We start from the raw sequence: 18,699 nt of genomic DNA, 5'->3' as shown, positions 1-18,699 counted from the left end.
TCGACGAACCGCCCGTGGACGAACCCCCGGTCGACGAGCCCCCGGTGGACGAGCCCCCCGTCGACGAACCGCCCGTGGACGAACCCCCGGTCGACGAGCCCCCGGTGGACGAGCCCCCCGTCGACGAGCCGCCGACCGACACGCCCGGTACCGACACGCCCGGCTCGGACACTCCCGGGTCCGGCACGCCGGGATCCAACACCCCCGACGCGCACCTGGCCGACACCGGCGCCGCCGACCTGGGCCTGGCCGCAGGCGCGAGCGCCGCGCTCCTGCTCGGCGGTGCGGTGCTGATGCGCCGCACCCGCAACGCGCGGGACTGACAGAGCTCCTGCGGGAGAACGAGGTCCGGCCGGACAGCGGGGACTGTCCGGCCGGACCTTCCGCGTGTGCGGAGGTCCGTTCGCCGGGAAGGCCGGGCACGGGCGATGGAACGATGGCCCCGGCACCGCGCGGGACGCCGGGGTGCCGAACAGGCCGAGCGGGACGACGGGAAGGACCGGGGACGTGGCAGCAGCGTTACGTATCGGGGTGATCGGCGGCAGTATCGCGGGGTGCGCGGCTGCCGTCGCGGGCTCGCGGGCCGGGGCGGACGTCACCGTGTACGAACGGAGCGGCGCCGAACTCCAGGACCGGGGGTTCGGCATCGTGATCCCGCCGCCGCTCCACAAGGAACTGGTCGGGTCCGGGTATCTGGACGCGGACATGCCGACGGCTCCCGTCGGGACGCGGGTCTGGCTGACGCGGGAGCCGGGCGGGCGGTCCGCACGCGAACTGGCCCGGCAGCCCTCCCCCGTGACCCCGTGCAACTGGGGTCTGCTGTGGCGGTCGTTGCGCGCGAGCGCCGGGTCCGTGCGCTATCTCCGGGGCGAGCCGGTGACCTCGGTCCGGGCGGACGGGGCCGGGCGGGCGGTGATCACCTCCGCGCGGGGCGAGGAGCAGTACGACGTGGTCGTGGGCGCCGACGGGCACGCCTCGGCCACCCGGCAGTTGCTCGCACCGGGGCTTCGGCCGGAGCCCGCCCCGTACCTCGTGTGGCGCGGCGCGATCCCGCTCGGCGCGCTGGCCGGGCACCCCCGTGAGCTGGACCTCCTGCGGGGTGCGTGGGTGACCCTGGGCTTCCCCGGCGGGCACGGCATCTTCTACCTGATCCCCGGCGGCCCGCAGGACGGCGACGGCAGCACCGGGGCGGGCAACCGGCTGCTCGCGTACGCCATTTACGGCCGCCCGCCCGAGGGTGCCGAGCCCGGACCGTACGTCCAGGAGCTGGCGCGGGAGCACTTTCCGGCGGCCTGGGCGGACATCGTCGCCCGGGGCGGCCGCCGGGCGACGGCCTGCCACCCGGTCGCCGATGTGCAGGCGCCCCGGGTCGCCCGGCCGCCCTTGTTGCTGGCCGGGGACGCGGCCGGGGTGACCAGGCCGCACACCGCGACCGGCGCGGTCAAGGCGCTCCAGGACGCACTGTGCCTGGAGCGGGTGCTGCGCGAAGGGCCGGACCCCGCCACGGCGCTGGAGCGGTACGCCGACGAACGCACGGCGGCGGGAGCCCGGTTGGTCGAGCTGGGCCGCCGCATGGGACGCGCCCTGGTCGAAGAGGTCCCCGACTGGCCGGTGATGGGACAGGACGAGGTGGACGTCTGGTTCCGGGGGGTGCTGGCCGGGACGTGGCACTACCTCCACGAGGAGCCCGGGGAGGCAGCCGAACCGGATGCGGGCCCGGGCGCGACATTCGCCCGGTGAGGCGGCTCCGCGTGAACGGCCCTCAGTCCGCGATGCGTTCGAAGATCGCGGCGAGGCCCTGGCCACCGCCGATGCACATCGTCTCCAGGCCGTACCGGGCCTCACGGCGGTGGAGTTCTCGGGTGAGGGTGGCGAGGATGCGGGCCCCGGTGGCGCCCACCGGGTGGCCGAGCGAGATGCCCGAGCCGTTGACGTTGATACGCTGCTCGTGGTCCTTCTCGCCGAGGCCCAACTCCCTTGTGCAGGCGAGCACCTGGGCGGCGAACGCCTCGTTCAGCTCGATCAGGTCCAGGTCGGCGAGGGTGAGGCCCGCCCGGTCCAGGGCGGTGCGGGTGGCGGCGACGGGGGCGATGCCCATCGTCGCCGCGGGCACCCCGGCGCGGGCGAAGGAGACGAGGCGGACGAGCGGGGTGAGGCCGAGGCGTTCGGCGGTCTCGGCGCTGGTGACCAGGCAGGCGGCGGCCGCGTCGTTCTGGCCGCTGGCGTTGCCCGCGGTGACGGTGGCGTCCGGGTCGGACTTCGCCATCACGGGTCGGAGCGAGGCGAGTTGTTCGGCCGTCGTGTCGGGGCGGGGGTGCTCGTCCGCGGTGACCGTCGTCTCGCCCTTGCGGGTGCGTACGGTGACGGGGACGGTCTCCGCGTCGTAGCGGCCCTCGGCGGCGGCGCGGGCGGCCCGCGCCTGCGAGCGCAGCGCCAGGGCGTCCTGGTCGGCGCGGCCGATGCCGTACTCACGACGCAGGTTCTCCGCCGTCTCGATCATGCCGCCGGGGACCGGGTGGTTGATGCCGCCGGCGGTGACGCGCCCCCGGGCCAGGGCGTCGTGGAGCTGGAGGCCGGGGCCCTTGATGCCCCAGCGCCCGTCGTGGGTGTAGTAGGGGGCGGCGCTCATCACGTCGACGCCGCCCGCGATCACGACATCGCTGAACCCGGCCCGGATCTGCATCGCCGCGTCCAGCACCGCCTGGAGCCCGGAGCCGCAGCGGCGGTCGATCTGGGAACCGGTGACCGTGGTGGGCAGTCCGGCGTCCAGGGCGGCGACCCGGCCGATGGCGGGGGCCTCGCTGGTCGGGTAGGCGTGGCCGAGGATCACCTCGTCGACCCGGTCGGGGTCGATGCCGGTGCGGGTGACGATCTCCGCGATGACGCGTGCGGCCAGCGCGGCCGGGGTCTGCTGGGCGAAGGCCCCGCCGAACCGGCCGATGGGGGTGCGCAGGGGTTCGCAGATGACGACGTCGAGCGGCACGGAGGGCCTTCCCTGGGGTCGGGAGCGAGGAACAGGGGCGCGGTGTGGTGGACGCGTTGCGCGGTGGAACGACCTTCGCACCGTGTCACTGAGTCGGTCCAATATCGAATGCGCACCGGATTGAGAGGCTGTGCGTCTCAATCGAGCGTACGCACGGGGGTCGGCAGCGCTTCCTCCGCCACGGCGAGCACCGCGCGCAGGGCGGCGGAGGGGTTGTCGGCGCGCCAGGCCAGGGCGGCGCGGAGGCGGACGGCCGGACCGGCGAGGGGACGGTAGACCAGGCCGTTCTGCTGGATGTGCTGGACGGAGGTGACCGTGAGGGTGACGCCGACACCGGCGGCGACCAGGGCGAGGATCGTGTACGAGTCGGGGGCCTCCTGGACGATGCGCGGGGTGAATCCGGCGCCCTCGCAGGCCTCGGTCATGGCGTCGCGAACGGTGGAGCCGGAGTTGGCGGGGAAGGAGACGAACGGTTCGCCGGCGAGGACGGCCGGCGGCACGGTCTCCCGCCGGGCGAGCGGGTGGTCGGAGGGCAGGGCGCAGACCAGCTCCTCCTCGTCGATCACCCGGTGGGCGACGCCGGGCCGGGTCACCGGGAGCCGGACGAAGCCGAGGTCGAGCGTGCCGTCGGCGACCCGGGACAGGGCGGTGTTGGCGTAGGTCTGGCCGGTCATGACGAGTTCGAGTCCGGGGTGGGCGGCGCGCACGGCGCGGGTGAGCCGGGGCAGGGTCTCGTGGCTGGAGGCCCCGGCGAATCCGATGGTGACCCGGCCGTACTCCCCGATCCCCGCCGATCTGGCCGCCCGGACGGCGGTGTCCAGATCGTCCAGGACGGTCCGTACGGGTTCGAGGAAGGACTCCCCCGCGCTGGTGAGCCGGACCGAGCGGGTGTTGCGGTGGAAGAGCTGGACGCCGAGTTCCTTCTCCAGCTGGCGGATCTGCTGGCTCAGCGGGGGCTGGGCCATCTGGAGCCGCTTGGCGGCCCGCCCGAAATGCAGTTCCTCGGCGACGGCGAGGAAGGCGTTGAGGTGGCGTAGTTCCATAGTGATACTCCTGGCGTCTTGATCCGACCCTAATTCGGTATTGGACAGCCATCAATGGCGCTGACACCGTGGGGTCGGCGCATACGGAGGGTGAGGTGAGGGGCGCGGTGGAGCGGACTGCCGGGGCGGGCGGAGTGGCCGGCAAGGTGATGCCTATGCGGGAGGCCGTCGCCGCGTTCGTCCACGACGGGGACACCGTGAGCCTCGAAGGGTTCACCCATCTCATCCCGACCGCCGCCGGCCACGAGATCATCCGGCAGGGCCGCCGGGATCTCACGGTCGTCCGGATGACGGCGGACATCGTGGTGGACCAGATGCTGGCCGCCGGCTGCGTGACGCGGCTGGTCTCCTCGTTCGTGGGCAACTCCTCCGCCGGTTCGCTCGGTGAGCTGCGTCGGCGCATCGAGCACGCCGATCCGGAGCCGCTGGCGTTCGAGGAGTACAGCCACTACGGGATGGTGTGCCGGTATGTCGCCGGAGCGCAGCGGCTGCCGTTCCACCCCCTGCGCAGTTACGCGGGCAGCGATCTTCCTTCCGTCAACCCCGGCATCCGTAAAGTCACTTCGCCCTATCCGGCCGCCGACGGCTCCACCGAGGAGATCTACGTCGTACCGCCCGTCCACCCGGACGTGACGTTCATCCACGCCCAGCGTGCCGACCGGCGGGGCAACACCCAGATCTGGGGGCTGACCGGGGTCCAGGCCGAGGCGGTGTACGCGGCGAGGAAGGCGGTCGTGGTGGTGGAGGAGCTGGTGGCGGACGAGGTGATCCGCGCCGACCCGAACCGCACCCTCGTCCCGGCCCACGCGGTGGACGCGGTGGTCCTCTGCCCGCGCGGGGCGCACCCGTCGTTCGCGCAGGGCTACTACGACCGGGACAACGCCTTCTACCGGGCCTGGTCCGCGATCAGCAAGGACCCGGTGCGGCTGCGGGGATGGCTGGAGGAGTGGGTGTACGGGACCGCCGACCATGCCGCGTACGTGGCGAAGCTGGGCGAGGAGTTCTGGGCTGGGCTGGCGGTCGGCGAGGCGCCGAGCGGGCCGGTGGACTACGGGAGGCGGCTGTGAGCGGGGACCCAACGGGGTCCACGCGGCCCGTCACCTCGTCCGAGCTGCTCTCCGTCGTCGCCGCGCGCGAACTGGCGGGCCGCCGCACGGTGTTCGCGGGGATCGGGCTGCCGACGCTCGCGACCGAGCTGGCGCGGCTGACCGTCGCTCCGGGACTTGAGGTGGTGTACGAGTCCGGGGTCTGCGGGGCGCACCCCTCCCATCTGCCGGAGACCATCGCGGACGCCGTCCTGATCACGGGGGCCGAGGCGGTGGTGTCCATGGCCACGCTGTTCGGCTCGGTGCTCCAGGGCGGACACATCGATGTCGGTTTCCTGGGGGCCGCGCAGATCGACCGGTGGGGCAACCTCAACACCTCGGTGATCGGGGAGTGGGAGAGCCCGTCGGTGCGGCTGCCGGGTTCCGGGGGTGCGGTGGAGGTGATGGCGAACGCCCGGGAGGTGTTCGTGGTGATGCGCCGCCACACCCCTCGCTCCTTCGCCGACGTGCTCGACTTCTGTACGACCCCGGGTCCCGACCGGGCGCTCGCGGACGGCATCCGCCCGCTCGGCGCCGGGGTCACCCGGGTCATCACCGAGCTGGGCGTCCTCGCCCGGGCCGGTGCCGGGGACGAGCTGCGGCTGGTCGCCGTACATCCCGGGGTGAGCGTCGAGCAGGTGCGGGCCGCGACCGGCTGGGAGCTCAAGACCGCCGACCGGCTCGCGACGACGGACCCGCCCACCTCCGCGGAGCTGCGGCTCCTGCGCGACGATGTCGACCCGAACCGTGTCTATCTCCGCTGAAGGGGCCGTAACTGCCATGCGTATCAGGATCGTCGGAGCCGGGGCCATGGGCCGGGGCATCGCCCAGTGGGCGGCGAGTGCGGGACACACCGTGGAGCTGGGTGACGTACGGCCCGAGGCGGTGAAGGAGGCCCTGGACTTCGTCGCGTCGATGCTCGACCGGGCGGTCGCGAAGGGCCGGACGACCGCCGCCGACCGGGACGCGGCGGTGGCCCGGCTGGTGCCGCTCGCCGAGCCGTGGGCGGCGGGCCCGGACGTGGAGCTGGTGATCGAGGCGGTCCGGGAGGACCTGGAGACCAAGGCCGAGGTGTTCGGGAGGCTGGAGGAGGCGCTGCCCGCCTCCGCCGTCTTCGCGACCAACACCTCCTCCCTGTCGGTGACCCGGATCGCGGCCACCCTCCAGGACCCGTCGCGCCTGGCCGGGCTGCACTTCTTCAACCCGGTGCCGCTGATGCGGATCGTCGAGGTGGTGCCGGGCGCGGCCACCCGCCCGGAGATCCCGGTCCTGCTCACCGAGCTGGTCGAGGGCTGCGGGCACCGGGCGGTGACCGTCGCCGACACCCCCGGTTTCCTGGTCAACCACGCCGGCCGGGGGCTGGTGACCGAGGCGCTCGCGCTGCTGGAGGAGTCGGTGGCGGACCCGGCGGAGATCGACCGGATCGCCCGGGACGTGCTGGGGCTGCGCATGGGCCCCTTCGAACTGATGGACCTGACCGGTCTCGACGTGACGGCCGCGGTGATCGACTCGATCTGGCGGGGCTTCCGGTACGAGGACCGGCTGCGCCCGTCCTTCCTGACCCCGAACCGGGTGGTTGCCGGGCTGCACGGCCGTAAGACGGGCCGGGGCTGGTACGCGTACGGCGACGGGGCGTCCGGCCCCGCACCGGAGAGCCCGGTGACCGGGGACGCGGACCGCCCGGTGTTCCTGGCCTCGGCCGGGCGGCCGGAGACGGCTGCGTACGAGGAGGAGCTGACCGCGTCCCTGGAGGCGGCGGGGGTCCGCGTCGCGCGGGGCGCGGGGCCGTCGGCGGAGGCCGTGGTGCTGGTGCCCGTCTGGGGGACGCCGGTGTCGGCGGCGGTCTCGGAGGGCGGGCTGCCCCGGGAGCGTACGTTCGGCGTGGAGGTGCTGCCCCCGGCGGGACGGCGGCGGGTCCTCGCGGTGACGGCCGCCGGTGATCCGGCGGCCGCCCGGGACGCGCGGGCGGTGCTGGCACGGGCGGCCGGGGGCGAGGAGCCGTACGGGGTGTCGGTGGTGCGGGACACCGCGGGCTCGGTCGCGCAGCGGCTGCTGTCCTCCGTCGTCGCGGTCGGCTGCTCGATCGCGGAACGCTCGCTGGCCGCGCCCGCCGACATCGATCTGGCGGTGACCACGGGCCTCGGCTATCCGGCGGGGCCGCTGGCGTGGGGCGAGCGGATCGGGGCCGTACGGATGCTGGCGCTGCAGCGGGCCCTGCACGCGTCGACGGGCGATCAGCGCCACCGGCCGACGCGGTGGGTCACGGAGCGGGCCGCCCTGGGTCTCGCGCTGACCGATCCGGGGACGTCGCCGGCGGACTGCCTGGGGTGAGAGCGGACGCCGGTGCGCTCTGTCGCTCGATGCGTGCCCGCAGCTCCACGTGACTCGCCGGTCCGCGTGCCCACAGGCCGCCGAGGTCACCCGCAGGTCCACACGGCGGGGGTCTCAGCGCTCCCTGGCGTATGTCACGAGCCAGGAGACGGTGAGCAGGAGGCCCAGGGCTCCGATGGCGAGAGTCCCGAGGACCGCCCGGTCCGTCCTCCCTGCCAGCAGTCCGCCCATGCCGCCGACAAGTCCGCCGACCGCCATGAACACACCGAGTACGAGCCCACGCGAGCTGCGGGGCGTCATCAGGTGCCACAGACTCGGGCCCCTTCGTCCGGGCGGCGGCGAACCAGCGCGCCGACGACCGGTCGGGCGCGGTTCCCGGGGGTGCTTCATCGGTACCTCACCCTTCCCGGTGCGCCCGGAGCGTTCACACGGCTGTCGCCCGGTTTCTGGTCCGACGGGGTATAGGCGTAGTCGACCAACGTCGCCACAATGGCGACGGGCGCGCCGAATATCTTGCCCCCGAACCTGCCCACCGTGTTGATGGCGGTGGGCCGGTGGTGCTTTCCGTTGACGTTGCTCAGGATCGAGCCCTTCTCCAGGTGCTTGCTCGCCTCACCGGCCGCGTAGGCTGGCGCGCCACCGATGAAGCCCTGCACAGCTCCGTTGAGGTCGAGGCGCAGAAGCGCTCCGCCACCGCCGATCCAGGAACGGTAGCTGAGGAATTCAGCGACGGGCTTGACTGTGCCGCTGCCCCACTTCTCGGGACGCACGTACTCGACCGAGTCCAGCTTCGTCTGTGCCGCCTGCTCCTCAACTGTCCTGGCGTCCTTCAAGGAGTCGAAGTGCACCGAGCTGAACTGGCGAGCGTCCTCGGTGAGCGCCACCAGACCTCCGGCGCAGCGAGCATCCGCGTCGGCCGCGCGCTGGAGTAGGCCCTCCATGCGTGTGACAAGCGCGTCGACCTCGCTCTGGCTGGAGTCGACGCCCTCCATGTGGATAACGACCCCGTATGGGTCTATTCGTACCCCTCGGGGCGGGTTCTCGTAGACAGCCACAAGGTCGGCTTTGGCCTTTGTCAGCTCACTGTAGGCACCCTTGAGCAGGTTTGTGATGCTCTCGGCCTGCGTCACTGCGTCCTCGAACTCGCCCGCGGTCCTCGTGACGAACGGCTTGGTAACGCCGGCGTTCTCGCCCTTCCAGGCCGTCGCCCGCGCAAAGGTGCTCATATCCTTTGCGTCCTTGGCGAGTTCGCCGAGCTTCTTCGACATGGCAACCCAGTCGTCGATCGCCGAGTCGAGTGGCTTCGTCTTCAGGTTCAAAAGCTGTTGGAACAGCATCGGGTACCTCGCCAGGTGGAGGGGGACAGGCTTTGGAAGAGGGGGTCACATGATCGGGCCCTGCGGCTTCGGCACCGAAGGCCTCGCGTTCTCGTTCGGCACGTCGTAGTAGTCGGAAATCTTGGACACGCTGACCTGAGCGCCGACCCATTCGTCGTCCTTCTTCTTCGACGCCTTCGTGTAGTCGAGGTGATTGGAGATGTGTGCGCAGGCGTCCAGCAATGTGCCGACCTGCTTCGCCCAGGCTACGGACGCGGAGGTCAGCGCCTTGCCCATCTCGAATCCGTCCGACGTGAGGCTGGTGCCCGCGGCCCTGGTCGTGGTCTGCGCGTGCTTCCCATCGGCCTTGAGGCTGTTGTGAAGCCGGTAGGCGAAGTGGCCGATCCTCCCCAGCTCGTCGTCATGGACAACGAGATCCTCGCCTCTGGGCGAGGAGTCCGGGTCCCTGGTCGGAGCGCCGTTGAGTTGCGTCCGCGCGGCCGCCTCCTTCTTGAGACCGGCCCACTCCTCTTCGAAGGACATGTCTCCCCCTCCAGATCGCTGTCCGGGTGTACACCCTCGCAAAAGTTCGATTATTGATGATCTCTTGACGTCACCGACCAGCGGGGGATGGAAGCACTCCAGCGCCGGTTCGGGTGACCGATTCGTACAAGACGGTCGCGGTGCCGCGTGCCTACGGTCGGGGCATGACTCCACGACTCGACGCCATCAGCATCATCACCTCCGACCTCGCGGCCTCGCTCGCCTTCTACCGGCGGCTCGGCCTCGACATCCCCGACGGGGCGGAGTCCGCACCCCATGTCGAGGTGACTCTGCCGGGCGGACAGCGGCTGTTGTGGGACACGGAGGAGGTCATCGCCTCGTTCGACCCGGACTGGCAGCGCCCGGCGGGCGGGGGTGAGCGGGTCGCCCTGGCCTTCGTCTGCGACAGCCCGGCGGAGGTGGACGCGTTGTACGCGGAGCTGGTCGACGCCGGGCACACCGGGCATCTGAAGCCGTGGGACGCGGTGTGGGGGCAGCGTTACGCGGTGGTGCTGGATCCGGACGGGTGCGGGGTGTCGTTGTTCGCCGCCGCCGACGCGACGTAGGCCCCCAGGGTCGTGCCGGCCAGGTCGCGCATCTCCCGGGCCAGGTGTGCCTGGTCGGTACAGCCCGCCGCGGAGGCCGCCTCGGCGAAGGGCAGGCCGGTGCGGACCAGGGCCAGGGCTCGTTGGAGGCGGAGGATCCGGGCCAGCGTTTTGGGGCCGTAGCCGAAGGCGGCCAGGGAGCGGCGGTGCAGCTGGCGGGCGCCGAGCCCGACCTCGGCGGCCGTCGACGCGACGGACCTGCCGCGCCGCAGCCCCTCCGCGACCGCCGCCGTGAGCGGGTCCGGCGGTCCGGTGTCGGCGGACCTGGCGAGCGCGAACTCCTCCAGGGCGGCGGCGGGGCCGGCGGACCGGGCGATCCGTTCGGTGAGCGCCGCGACGGCTCCACGGGGCCAGAGCTCGGTCAGGTCGACCCGGTGGTTGCGCAGCTCGTGCGCCGGTACGCCGAGGAGGACGGGGGCGGTGCCGGGGCCGAACCGGATGGCGGCGCAGGAGCCCCGGTTGCGCGGGTCGACCTCGAACGCGTGGGTGTCGGGCCCGGCGACGACCAGGCGGCCGCCGGTCCAGAGCAGGTCCATGCAGCCGTCGGGGAGCACGGACCGGGCGGGCCGCTCCGGGCCCGGCGGGACGTCCAGAGTCCAGACGACGGCCCCGTCCAGCCGGGAGGGCCGCTCCTGGTAGCTCTGGTGTCGCCGGGGCATGTCTCCACGCTAGCGCGGTCAGCGGGCGGGCGGTTCCCTGACCTCCGCGGCCTCCCGCGTTTCCCTGGTCTCCCGGGTCTCCCGGGTCTCCTTCGCGTCCTTGGGCTCCTTCTCCCTGGTCGCGTGCAGCCGGGACTTCACGTCGTCGGGCGGCAGGAAGCGGGACCAGCGCTCGGGGAACTCGGAGGGCATGTACGCCGGACCGTCGTCCTCGTCCTCGTCGTCGTCATCGTCGTACGTGCCGTCGTAGGCGGCCGCGCGGGTGCGGGCGACGAACTCGGCGGCCTGCGCGGCGCGGACGCGTTCCGTGGCCTCGCGGGCGGCGGCCGTGGCGAGCGAGGGCCACACCCGGTCGATGGCCGCGTTGACCGCGGCGCCGACCAGGACCGCGAAGGCGGAGATACCGATCCACAGCAGGACGGCGATCGGCGCCGCCAGGGAGCCGTAGATGGTCGGGCCCTCGACCGTGTTGGTCAGGTAGATGCGGAGCAGGAAGCTGCCGAGGACCCACATGCCGAGCGCCACCAGCGCCCCGGGGACGTCCTCGATCCAGGGCGACCGCACGGGCACGGACACGTGGTAGAGCGTCGTGAGGAACGCGATGGTCAGCAGTATCACGAGCGGCCAGTACAGGACGGCTATGACCTCGGTGCCCCAGGGCACGAACTCGACCACCCGGTCCGGGCCGACGACCAGGAGCGGCAGCACCACCGCGCCGAGCAGCAGGGCGACGACGTACAGCAGGAAGGCGAGCAGCCGGGTCTTGACGATGCCGCGGTGGCCGTCGAGGCCGTACATGACGGTGATGGTGTCGATGAAGACGTTCACCGCGCGGGAGCCGGACCACAGGGCGATGGCGAAGCCGATGGAGATGACGTCGGGACGGGCCCCGGTCGTGACGTCGGCGAGCAGCGGTTTGGCGAAGTCGTTGACCCCGCGCTCGGACAGCACCGTCTGGGAGGCGGAGAGGATGTTGCGCTCGATGGAGGCGACCGTGGTGGTGGTCGTCCACTCGTCGACGTAACCGAGCAGTCCGATCATGCCGAGCAGCAGTGGGGGCAGCGAGAGCAGGGTGAAGAACGCCGCCTCGGCCGCGAGGCCCAGAATGCGGTACTCGATGCACGAGTTGACGGTGTCCTTGAGCAAGTGCCACGCCATCCGTCGTTTGGAGACGTTGCGGTAGAGCACTCGCGCCCGGTGGAGCCGGCCCGGAGGCCGTTCGGGTGTTTCCTTTGCTGCCTGCACCTCCTTACCGTATCGGCATGGCAGCCACCACCCACACCGTGACCAATCAGGTTCCGCCGCTGGTCGGCCACGACGTCTTCGCCACCGACCGGGTTCTGTCGGAGGCCGTCGAGCGGCACGTCGAGCCCGGGGTCCTGCCCGTGGTGCTGGAGGAGCTCGGCGAGCTCGGCCGGGCCGCGGGCTCCGCCCAGGCCCAGGAGTGGGGTGCGCAGGCGAACGCCCATCCGCCCGTTCTGCGGACGCATGACCGATATGGGCATCGTGTCGACGAGGTGGAATTCCATCCGGCCTGGCACCGGTTGCTGGGCCATGCCGTCTCCGCCGGGCTGACGGACGCCTGGGGGCGTCCGGCCGGTCATGTCCGGCGTGCGGCGGGGTTCCTGGTCTGGACGCAGGCGGAGGCGGGGCACGGCTGCCCGCTGTCGATGACGCATGCCGCGGTGCCCGCGCTGCGCACCGATCCGGAACTGGCCGCCGTGTGGGAGCCGCTGCTCACCTCGCACACGTACGTGGAGGGGCTGCGGAACCCTCGTGAGAAGGCCGGGGTGCTCTTCGGGATGGGCATGACGGAGAAGCAGGGCGGCAGCGACGTACGGTCCAACACGACCCGGGCCGAGCCGCTGTCCGGCGAGGGGGCGTATCTGCTCAGCGGGCACAAGTGGTTCTGTTCGGCGCCGATGTCCGACGGCTTCCTGGTGCTGGCGCGGGCGCCGGGCGGGCTGAGCTGCTTCCTGGTGCCGCGTGTGCTCCCGGACGGCACGCGCAACGTGTTCCTGATCCAGCGGCTGAAGGACAAGCTGGGCAACCGGTCCAACGCGTCCGCCGAGGTCGAGTTCGACGGGACCTGGGCCCGCCTCGTCGGCGAGGAGGGGCGCGGGGTGCGCACCATCATCGAGATGGTGGCGGCCACCCGTCTCGACTGCGTCGTGGGTTCGGCGGGGCTGATGCGGCAGGCGGTGGCGCAGGCGGTCCATCACAGCGCGTACCGCGACGTGTTCGGCGGGCCCCTGATCGACAAGCCGCTGATGCGCAACGTCCTGGCGGACCTGGCCCTGGAGTCGGAGGCGGCGACGGTGCTGGCGATGCGGCTGGCGGCGGCGTACGACGGGGACACCGAGGCGGAGCGGGCCTTCCTCCGGCTCGCGCTGCCCGCCGCGAAGTACTGGGTCACCAAGCGCTGCACCGCCGTGGTGAGCGAGGCGCTGGAGTGCCTGGGCGGCAACGGGTACGTCGAGGAGTCGGGGCTGCCCCGGCTGCTGCGCGAGGCGCCGCTCAACTCGATCTGGGAGGGCTCGGGGAACGTCCAGGCGCTGGACGTGCTGCGGGCGCTCCAGCGCGAACCGCAGGCGCTGGACGCGTTCCTTCGGGAGGTCGGGAAGGCGCGCGGGGCGGATCACCGGCTGGACGCGGCGATCAAGGGGCTGCTGACGGAGCTGGCCGATCTGGACGGCGTCGAGGGGCGGGCGCGGCGGCTGGCGGAGCGGTTCGCGCTGGTGCTCCAGGGGTCGCTGCTGGTGCGCTGGGCTCCGCCGGAGGTGGCCGACGCGTTCTGCGCCTCGCGGCTCGGCGGGGACTGGGGCGCGGCGTTCGGGACGCTGCCGCACAGTCTGGATCTGGCCTCGGTGGTGGCACGGGCCCGGCCGGTCGCCGACTAGACACCCCGGCAAGCGACGGAGGGTGGTGCTGCGCCGACACGGCACCACCCTCCATGCTCATGCGAACACCACGCGACCGGGAAGCCCGGCGCACAGTGTTTCTGCCACTCTTGTACGGACCCGCAGGGCATCGCCAGAGTTGCAAAGGGTTGCAAGCATTGTGTGGACTGCCCGGTGGCCCGGCGGGGCGACCGGCAGGATGGGCCGGGCCGGGCCCGGGAAGCGTTCGGGGGGAACGGGACCATGACGGAGACGGGTTCAGCGGGGGTGCTGCGAGTGACGGGCCAGGGGGCGGACCGCCGGGCGGCACGGTTGCTCCACGGGGCGCGGGAGGCCCGGCTGACGGGCGGGCCGTCCCGCGTCGCGCCGCGGGCGGAGATCGACGCCTCCTGGGATCGGGTGGTGCGCAGCGGCATCGACCCCGACCAGTCGCCGGAGAGCGAGCTGCTGGAGGCGGACGAGATCGAGCACCGGCGGCGCAGCACGGCGCTCGGCGAGCTGATGCCGTTGCTGCGGGCGGGGCTGGCCTCGATCGCGGACGCCGCGCAGCAGATCATGGTGGTGACCGACGCCGAGGGCCGGGTGCTGTGGCGGCAGGGCAACACGGGGGTGCTGCGCCGGGCCCACGACATCTGCCTGGAGGAGGGGGCGGCCTGGGCCGAGGCGGCGACCGGGACGAACGCGATCGGCACGGCGCTGGCCGCCCGGGTCCCCATCCAGGTGCACTCTGCGGAGCACTTCATCCGGGCGCTGCACGGCTGGACCTGTGCGGCCGCCCCGGTGCGGGATCCGCGCGACGGGCGGCTGATCGGGATCGTCGACATCAGCGGGCCCGCGTCCACCTTCCATCCGGCGACGCTGGCCCTGGTCGACTCGGTGGCCCGGCTCGCCGAGGGTGAGATCCGCACCCGGCACCTGGCGGAGATCGAGCGGCTGCGCGCGGTGGCTGCGCCCATCCTGTGCCGGATCGGCGGGCGGGCGCTGGCGGTGGACGGGCACGGGCGGCTGGCGGCGGTGACCGGGATGCCTCCGGTGGACCGGCTGCCGCTGCCGAAGTCGCTGCGGCCGGGTCCGGTGTGGCTGCCCTCGCTCGGCATGTGCCGGGTCGAGCCGCTGCCGGGCGGCTGGCTGGTGCAGGTGGACGATGCCGAGGCGACGCCCGGGGCGCCGCGCCGGGTGGTGCTGGACCTGAGCCGGCCCCGGGCTCTCGCCGTTCATCTGACGGGGCCGCTGGGGAGCGTGAAGCAGCGGCTCTCGCCGCGCCACGCGGAGCTGCTGTACGCGCTGGCGGTGCACCGGCAGGGGCGGACGGCCTCGGAGCTGGCGCGGGACATCTTCGGGGACGCGACCCGGACGGTGACGGTCCGGGCCGAGATCTCCCGGCTGCGGCGTCATCTGGCGGAGGTCCTGGCCCACCGCCCGTACCGCTTCGGGGACGGGGTGGAGGTGGAGGTGATCCGTCCGGAGCACGGCGCGGATCTGCTGCCGCACTCCCTGGCGCCGGTGGTGGCAGAAGCACGCAGGGCGGCCCGGGCCACCTGAGAGGGGCCGCTGTGGCGCGTGCGGGCGGTCCGGGGCGGGGCCGCTGTGCGCCGGTGTCCGGCTCCATGGTTTTCTGACCGTCATGAGCGACATCCCGCAGCCCGCAGCGCCGACCACCGAGGTGACCGTCTGGTCCCTGGAGCAGACCTCGCCCGCCGATCTCCGCCCGGCGCGCACGCCGGAGGGCGATGTCCGCGTCGTTCGGTCCGAGGTGGTGCTGCCGGAGTTCAGCCGCTTCCTCTACACGGCGGTGGGCGGCGACATCCGCTGGACCGACCGGCTGGGCATGACGTACGCCCAGTGGGAGGAGGCCCTGCGGCGGCCCGGCGCGGAGACCTGGGTGGCGTACGAGAACGGGACGCCGGCCGGGTACGTCGAGCTGGACCCGCAGGACGACGGCGTGGTCGAGATCATGTACTTCGGGCTGATCCCGGCCTTCCGGGGGCGGCGGATCGGCGGTCACCTCCTGTCGTACGGAGTGGCGCGCGCCTGGGACCTGGCGGAGCGCTGGCCGGAGCGGCCACAGACGAAGCGGGTGTGGCTGCACACCTGCTCGAAGGACGGCCCGCACGCGATGGACAACTACCTGCGGCGCGGCTTCCGGCTCTTCGACACGAAGACCGAGATGGAGCCGGAGGTGGCGACGCCCGGCCCGTGGCCCGGGGCGTACGCCTCCTGATCGTCGGCGTCATCGTCGGTGTTTCCCGAGGGGGGCGGTGGAGCGACCGCCTCCCCTCCCCACATCCCTTTTTCGGGCTCCGCGCAGGCGATTTGTCGGCATTGCTGGCCTTGCACTCCGTGACGGGTGCCACACTGTCCCATCCTTCGAGACCCAGTCGTCCACATAGCGGATACTGGTGGACTGCCCCGAGATGCCCGTGACACGCTTCCGTCATGTCTGGAACTGGAATTGCCTTGGTGAGTCGACGCCACGTCGACCTCGGCCGCATGTCCAGCGCCATCTGTCCGGCGAGCTGAGAGACCCAGCACCGCCGCTCTTCTTCTTCCTCTGAACCGCCTGCGCACCGCCGCGCCTCAGCGCGAGTGTGCCGCTCAGAGCCGCCCTCCCGCAGTCCCGAAGGACGTATTGCCATGGCCGCCACCCCGGAACAGCCTGCGACCGCCACGCCCCGCCGCAAGGCCGGACGTCACCGTGGCGAGGGTCAGTGGGCCGTGGGCCACCACACCCCCCTCAACGGGAACGAGCAGTTCAAGAAGGACGACGACGGTCTCAACGTACGGACACGTATTGAGACGATCTACTCCAAGCGTGGCTTCGACTCGATCGACCCGAACGACCTGCGCGGACGGATGCGCTGGTGGGGGCTGTACACCCAGCGCAAGCCCGGCATCGACGGCGGCAAGACGGCCGTGCTGGAGCCGGAGGAGCTGGACGACAAGTACTTCATGCTGCGGGTCCGGATCGACGGCGGCCGGCTGACCACGCAGCAGCTGCGGGTGATCGGGGAGATCTCGCAGGAGTTCGCGCGCGGGACCGCCGACCTCACCGACCGGCAGAACGTGCAGTACCACTGGATCCGCATCGAGGACGTGCCGGAGATCTGGCGGCGGCTGGAAGAGGTCGGCCTGTCCACCACCGAGGCCTGCGGTGACACGCCCCGCGTGATCCTCGGCTCGCCCGTCGCGGGCGTCGCGGAGAACGAGATCATCGACGGCACCCCCGCGATCGACGAGATCCAGCGCCGGTTCATCGGCAACCCCGACTTCTCCAACCTCCCCCGCAAGTTCAAGACCGCGATCTCCGGCTCCCCGCACCTGGACGTGGCGCACGAGATCAACGACGTCGCCTTCGTCGGTGTGAACCACCCGGAGCACGGCCCCGGCTTCGACCTCTGGGTCGGCGGCGGACTCTCCACCAACCCCAAGCTCGGGGTGCGGCTCGGCGCCTGGGTGCCACTGGACGAGGTCCCCGACGTGTACGGCGGAGTCATCGGGATCTTCCGCGACTACGGCTACCGGCGGCTGCGCACCCGCGCCCGGCTGAAGTTCCTGGTCGCGGACTGGGGGCCGGAGAAGTTCCGCCAGGTCCTGGAGGACGAGTACCTGAAGCGGAAGCTGGTCGACGGCCCCGCGCCCGAGCAGCCCGCCCAGACCTGGCGCGACCACCTCGGGGTGCACCGGCAGAAGGACGGCCGCTTCTACGTCGGCTTCGCCGCGCGGGTGGGCCGGGTCGACGGCTCCACGCTCACCAAGATCGCCGACCTGGCCGACGCGCACGGCTCCGGCCGGGTGCGGACCACCGCCGAGCAGAAGATGATCGTGCTGGACGTGGCCGAGGAGCAGCTCGACTCCCTGGTCGCCGGTCTCGAAGCGCTGGACCTGCGGGTCACGCCGTCCCCGTTCCGGCGCGGCACGATGGCCTGCACCGGCATCGAGTTCTGCAAGCTGGCGATCGTCGAGACGAAGGCGCGCGGCGCCTCCCTGATCGACGAACTGGAGCGCCGCATCCCGGAGTTCGACCACCCGATCACCATCAACATCAACGGCTGCCCGAACGCCTGCGCCCGGATCCAGGTCGCCGACATCGGTCTCAAGGGCCAGTTGATGCTGGACGAGAACGGCGAGCAGGTCGAGGGCTACCAGGTGCACCTCGGTGGGGCGCTGGGCCTGGAGGCCGGGTTCGGCCGCAAGGTCCGCGGCCTGAAGGTCACGTCGGCCGAACTGCCGGACTACGTCGAGCGGGTGCTCGGCCGCTTCCAGGAGGAGCGCGAGGACGGCGAGCGCTTCGCGACCTGGGCGGCGCGCGCCAGTGCGGAGTCGCTGTCATGAGCGAGCGAGCCGCCCCGTTCTACTGCCCGTACTGCGGCGACGAGGACCTGCGCCCCAACGAGACCGGTCACGGCGCCTGGGAATGTGCTTCCTGCAACCGTGCGTTCCAGCTGAAGTTCCTGGGTCTGCTGACCCGGGGCGTTCAGCGCAACGACGGTGAAGGGGAAGCGATATGACGGACACTCTGCTGAGCGGAGAGCTGACCGACGAGGAGCTCCGGGAGCTGGCCGAGCGGGCCGGACGGGAGCTGGAGGACGCCTCCGCCACCGAGATCCTGAAGTGGGCGACCGACACCTTCGGGCCGCGCTTCTGCGTCACCTCCTCGATGGAGGACGCCGTGGTCGCGCACCTGGCCTCACAGGTGCTGCCGGGCGTGGACGTGGTCTTCCTGGACACCGGCTACCACTTCCCGGAGACCATCGGGACCCGGGACGCGGTGGACGCGGTGATGGACGTCAACGTCATCACGATCACCCCCCGCCAGACCGTCGCCGAACAGGACGCGGAGTACGGCGAGAAGCTGCACGACCGGGACCCCGACCTGTGCTGCGCGCTGCGCAAGGTGAAGCCGTTGGAGGACGGCCTGACCGCGTACGCCGCGTGGGCGACGGGGCTGCGCCGGGACGAGTCCCCGACCCGGGCGAACACCCCGGTCGTCGGCTGGGACGCCAAGCGCCGCAAGGTGAAGGTCTCCCCCATCGCCCGCTGGACCCAGGACGACGTGGACGCCTACGTCGCCGAGCACGGGGTGCTCACCAACCCGCTGTTGATGGACGGTTACGCCTCCGTCGGCTGCGCGCCCTGCACCCGCCGGGTGCTGGAGGGCGAGGACGCCCGGGCCGGCCGCTGGGCCGGGCGCGGCAAGACGGAATGCGGGCTGCACGGCTGATGACGACTGATCA

The 18,699-nt window shown here is 72.3% G+C and carries 19 protein-coding genes and 1 pseudogene; 13 read left to right on the top strand and 7 right to left on the bottom strand.

Annotation, left to right across the window (positions count from 1 at the left end; genetic code table 11):
- Together IE140_RS16020 and IE140_RS16015 are read left to right on the top strand one after the other, a co-directional pair.
- Window positions 1-323, top strand: a pseudogene (locus tag IE140_RS16020) (peptidase); the annotation flags it as partial.
- A gap of 184 nt (window positions 324-507) precedes the next feature.
- Window positions 508-1,740: an FAD-dependent monooxygenase gene (locus IE140_RS16015; RefSeq protein ID WP_229826811.1), complete on the top strand. Its 1,233-nt coding sequence runs from the start codon at window positions 508-510 to the stop codon at window positions 1,738-1,740.
- 22 nt (window positions 1,741-1,762) lie between these two features.
- Here IE140_RS16015 and IE140_RS16010 read toward each other — a convergent pair whose 3' ends face one another.
- Complete coding sequence (locus tag IE140_RS16010; RefSeq protein WP_150194214.1) at window positions 1,763-2,983, bottom strand: acetyl-CoA C-acetyltransferase; 1,221 nt, start codon at window positions 2,981-2,983, stop codon at window positions 1,763-1,765.
- A gap of 137 nt (window positions 2,984-3,120) precedes the next feature.
- A complete protein-coding gene (locus IE140_RS16005; protein WP_088574875.1) occupies window positions 3,121-4,026 on the bottom strand; it encodes a LysR family transcriptional regulator in 906 nt (301 codons plus the stop codon).
- A 149-nt stretch (window positions 4,027-4,175) separates the two neighbouring features.
- Here IE140_RS16005 and IE140_RS16000 point away from each other — a divergent pair, with 149 nt between their 5' ends.
- Genes IE140_RS16000 through IE140_RS15990 form a run of 3 tightly spaced genes read left to right on the top strand, consistent with a single transcriptional unit; the run spans window position 4,176 to window position 7,442 of the window.
- Complete coding sequence (locus IE140_RS16000) at window positions 4,176-5,093, top strand: CoA transferase subunit A (RefSeq protein ID WP_189460487.1); 918 nt, start codon at window positions 4,176-4,178, stop codon at window positions 5,091-5,093.
- Window positions 5,090-5,875 (top strand): CoA-transferase subunit beta, encoded by a 786-nt coding sequence (locus tag IE140_RS15995; RefSeq protein ID WP_150194218.1) that lies wholly within the window; start codon window positions 5,090-5,092, stop codon window positions 5,873-5,875. The genes IE140_RS16000 and IE140_RS15995 overlap by 4 nt, the downstream gene beginning before the upstream one ends.
- A gap of 16 nt (window positions 5,876-5,891) precedes the next feature.
- A complete protein-coding gene (locus IE140_RS15990; RefSeq protein WP_150194220.1) occupies window positions 5,892-7,442 on the top strand; it encodes a 3-hydroxyacyl-CoA dehydrogenase in 1,551 nt (516 codons plus the stop codon).
- 114 nt (window positions 7,443-7,556) lie between these two features.
- Here the strand turns inward: IE140_RS15990 and IE140_RS15985 are convergent, their stop codons facing one another.
- The 3 genes from IE140_RS15985 to IE140_RS15975 all read right to left on the bottom strand — a co-directional run bounded on the left by IE140_RS15985 (window position 7,557) and on the right by IE140_RS15975 (window position 9,301).
- Entirely contained in the window at window positions 7,557-7,742 is a 186-nt protein-coding gene (locus IE140_RS15985; protein ID WP_225682289.1) for a hypothetical protein, read from the bottom strand.
- Window positions 7,743-7,828: 86 nt separating this feature from the next.
- Window positions 7,829-8,779, bottom strand: coding sequence for a hypothetical protein (locus IE140_RS15980; RefSeq protein ID WP_150194222.1), 951 nt, complete (start codon window positions 8,777-8,779; stop codon window positions 7,829-7,831).
- A 45-nt stretch (window positions 8,780-8,824) separates the two neighbouring features.
- The gene (locus tag IE140_RS15975; RefSeq protein WP_093445087.1) at window positions 8,825-9,301 is read right to left on the bottom strand and encodes a hypothetical protein; all 477 of its coding nucleotides are present in this window, start codon (window positions 9,299-9,301) and stop codon (window positions 8,825-8,827) included.
- Between the two features lie 164 nt (window positions 9,302-9,465).
- On the opposite strand from IE140_RS15975, the gene IE140_RS15970 reads away from it, so the two are divergent.
- The gene (locus IE140_RS15970) at window positions 9,466-9,867 is read left to right on the top strand and encodes a VOC family protein (protein WP_093445129.1); all 402 of its coding nucleotides are present in this window, start codon (window positions 9,466-9,468) and stop codon (window positions 9,865-9,867) included.
- Here the strand turns inward: IE140_RS15970 and IE140_RS15965 are convergent.
- Both IE140_RS15965 and IE140_RS15960 read right to left on the bottom strand, forming a co-directional pair.
- Window positions 9,801-10,565 (bottom strand): DUF6597 domain-containing transcriptional factor, encoded by a 765-nt coding sequence (locus tag IE140_RS15965; protein WP_093445088.1) that lies wholly within the window; start codon window positions 10,563-10,565, stop codon window positions 9,801-9,803. The two genes, IE140_RS15970 and IE140_RS15965, sit on opposite strands and share 67 nt — an antisense overlap.
- An 18-nt stretch (window positions 10,566-10,583) precedes the next feature.
- The gene (locus tag IE140_RS15960; RefSeq protein WP_229826810.1) at window positions 10,584-11,810 is read right to left on the bottom strand and encodes a YihY/virulence factor BrkB family protein; all 1,227 of its coding nucleotides are present in this window, start codon (window positions 11,808-11,810) and stop codon (window positions 10,584-10,586) included.
- A gap of 17 nt (window positions 11,811-11,827) precedes the next feature.
- On the opposite strand from IE140_RS15960, the gene IE140_RS15955 reads away from it, so the two are divergent.
- The 7 genes from IE140_RS15955 (at window position 11,828) to IE140_RS15930 (ending at window position 18,686) form a co-directional block, all read left to right on the top strand.
- Window positions 11,828-13,465 (top strand): acyl-CoA dehydrogenase family protein, encoded by a 1,638-nt coding sequence (locus IE140_RS15955; RefSeq protein WP_150194224.1) that lies wholly within the window; start codon window positions 11,828-11,830, stop codon window positions 13,463-13,465.
- A 243-nt stretch (window positions 13,466-13,708) separates the two neighbouring features.
- A complete protein-coding gene (locus IE140_RS15950) occupies window positions 13,709-15,007 on the top strand; it encodes a GAF domain-containing protein (RefSeq protein ID WP_150194226.1) in 1,299 nt (432 codons plus the stop codon).
- Between the two features lie 82 nt (window positions 15,008-15,089).
- On the top strand, window positions 15,090-15,686 hold the full coding sequence (locus IE140_RS15945; protein ID WP_150194229.1) for a GNAT family N-acetyltransferase: 597 nt from the start codon (window positions 15,090-15,092) through the stop codon (window positions 15,684-15,686).
- A gap of 215 nt (window positions 15,687-15,901) precedes the next feature.
- Window positions 15,902-15,985: a putative leader peptide gene (locus tag IE140_RS36605; protein ID WP_309486338.1), complete on the top strand. Its 84-nt coding sequence runs from the start codon at window positions 15,902-15,904 to the stop codon at window positions 15,983-15,985.
- A 114-nt stretch (window positions 15,986-16,099) separates the two neighbouring features.
- Window positions 16,100-17,797, top strand: a complete 1,698-nt coding sequence (locus IE140_RS15940; RefSeq protein WP_107413985.1) for a nitrite/sulfite reductase — start codon at window positions 16,100-16,102, stop codon at window positions 17,795-17,797.
- The gene (locus IE140_RS15935) at window positions 17,794-17,973 is read left to right on the top strand and encodes a hypothetical protein (RefSeq protein WP_030585066.1); all 180 of its coding nucleotides are present in this window, start codon (window positions 17,794-17,796) and stop codon (window positions 17,971-17,973) included. The genes IE140_RS15940 and IE140_RS15935 overlap by 4 nt, the downstream gene beginning before the upstream one ends.
- Window positions 17,970-18,686, top strand: a complete 717-nt coding sequence (locus IE140_RS15930; protein ID WP_032768327.1) for a phosphoadenylyl-sulfate reductase — start codon at window positions 17,970-17,972, stop codon at window positions 18,684-18,686. The genes IE140_RS15935 and IE140_RS15930 overlap by 4 nt, the downstream gene beginning before the upstream one ends.
- The last annotated feature ends 13 nt before the right edge of the window (window positions 18,687-18,699 follow it).

The sequence above is a fragment of the Streptomyces parvus genome, from assembly GCF_014648875.1.
Classification (GTDB): Bacteria; Actinomycetota; Actinomycetes; order Streptomycetales; family Streptomycetaceae; genus Streptomyces; species Streptomyces parvus.
The sequence above is the reverse complement of the archived record's forward strand: the minus strand, read 5'-3'. Positions and strand labels throughout refer to the sequence as shown.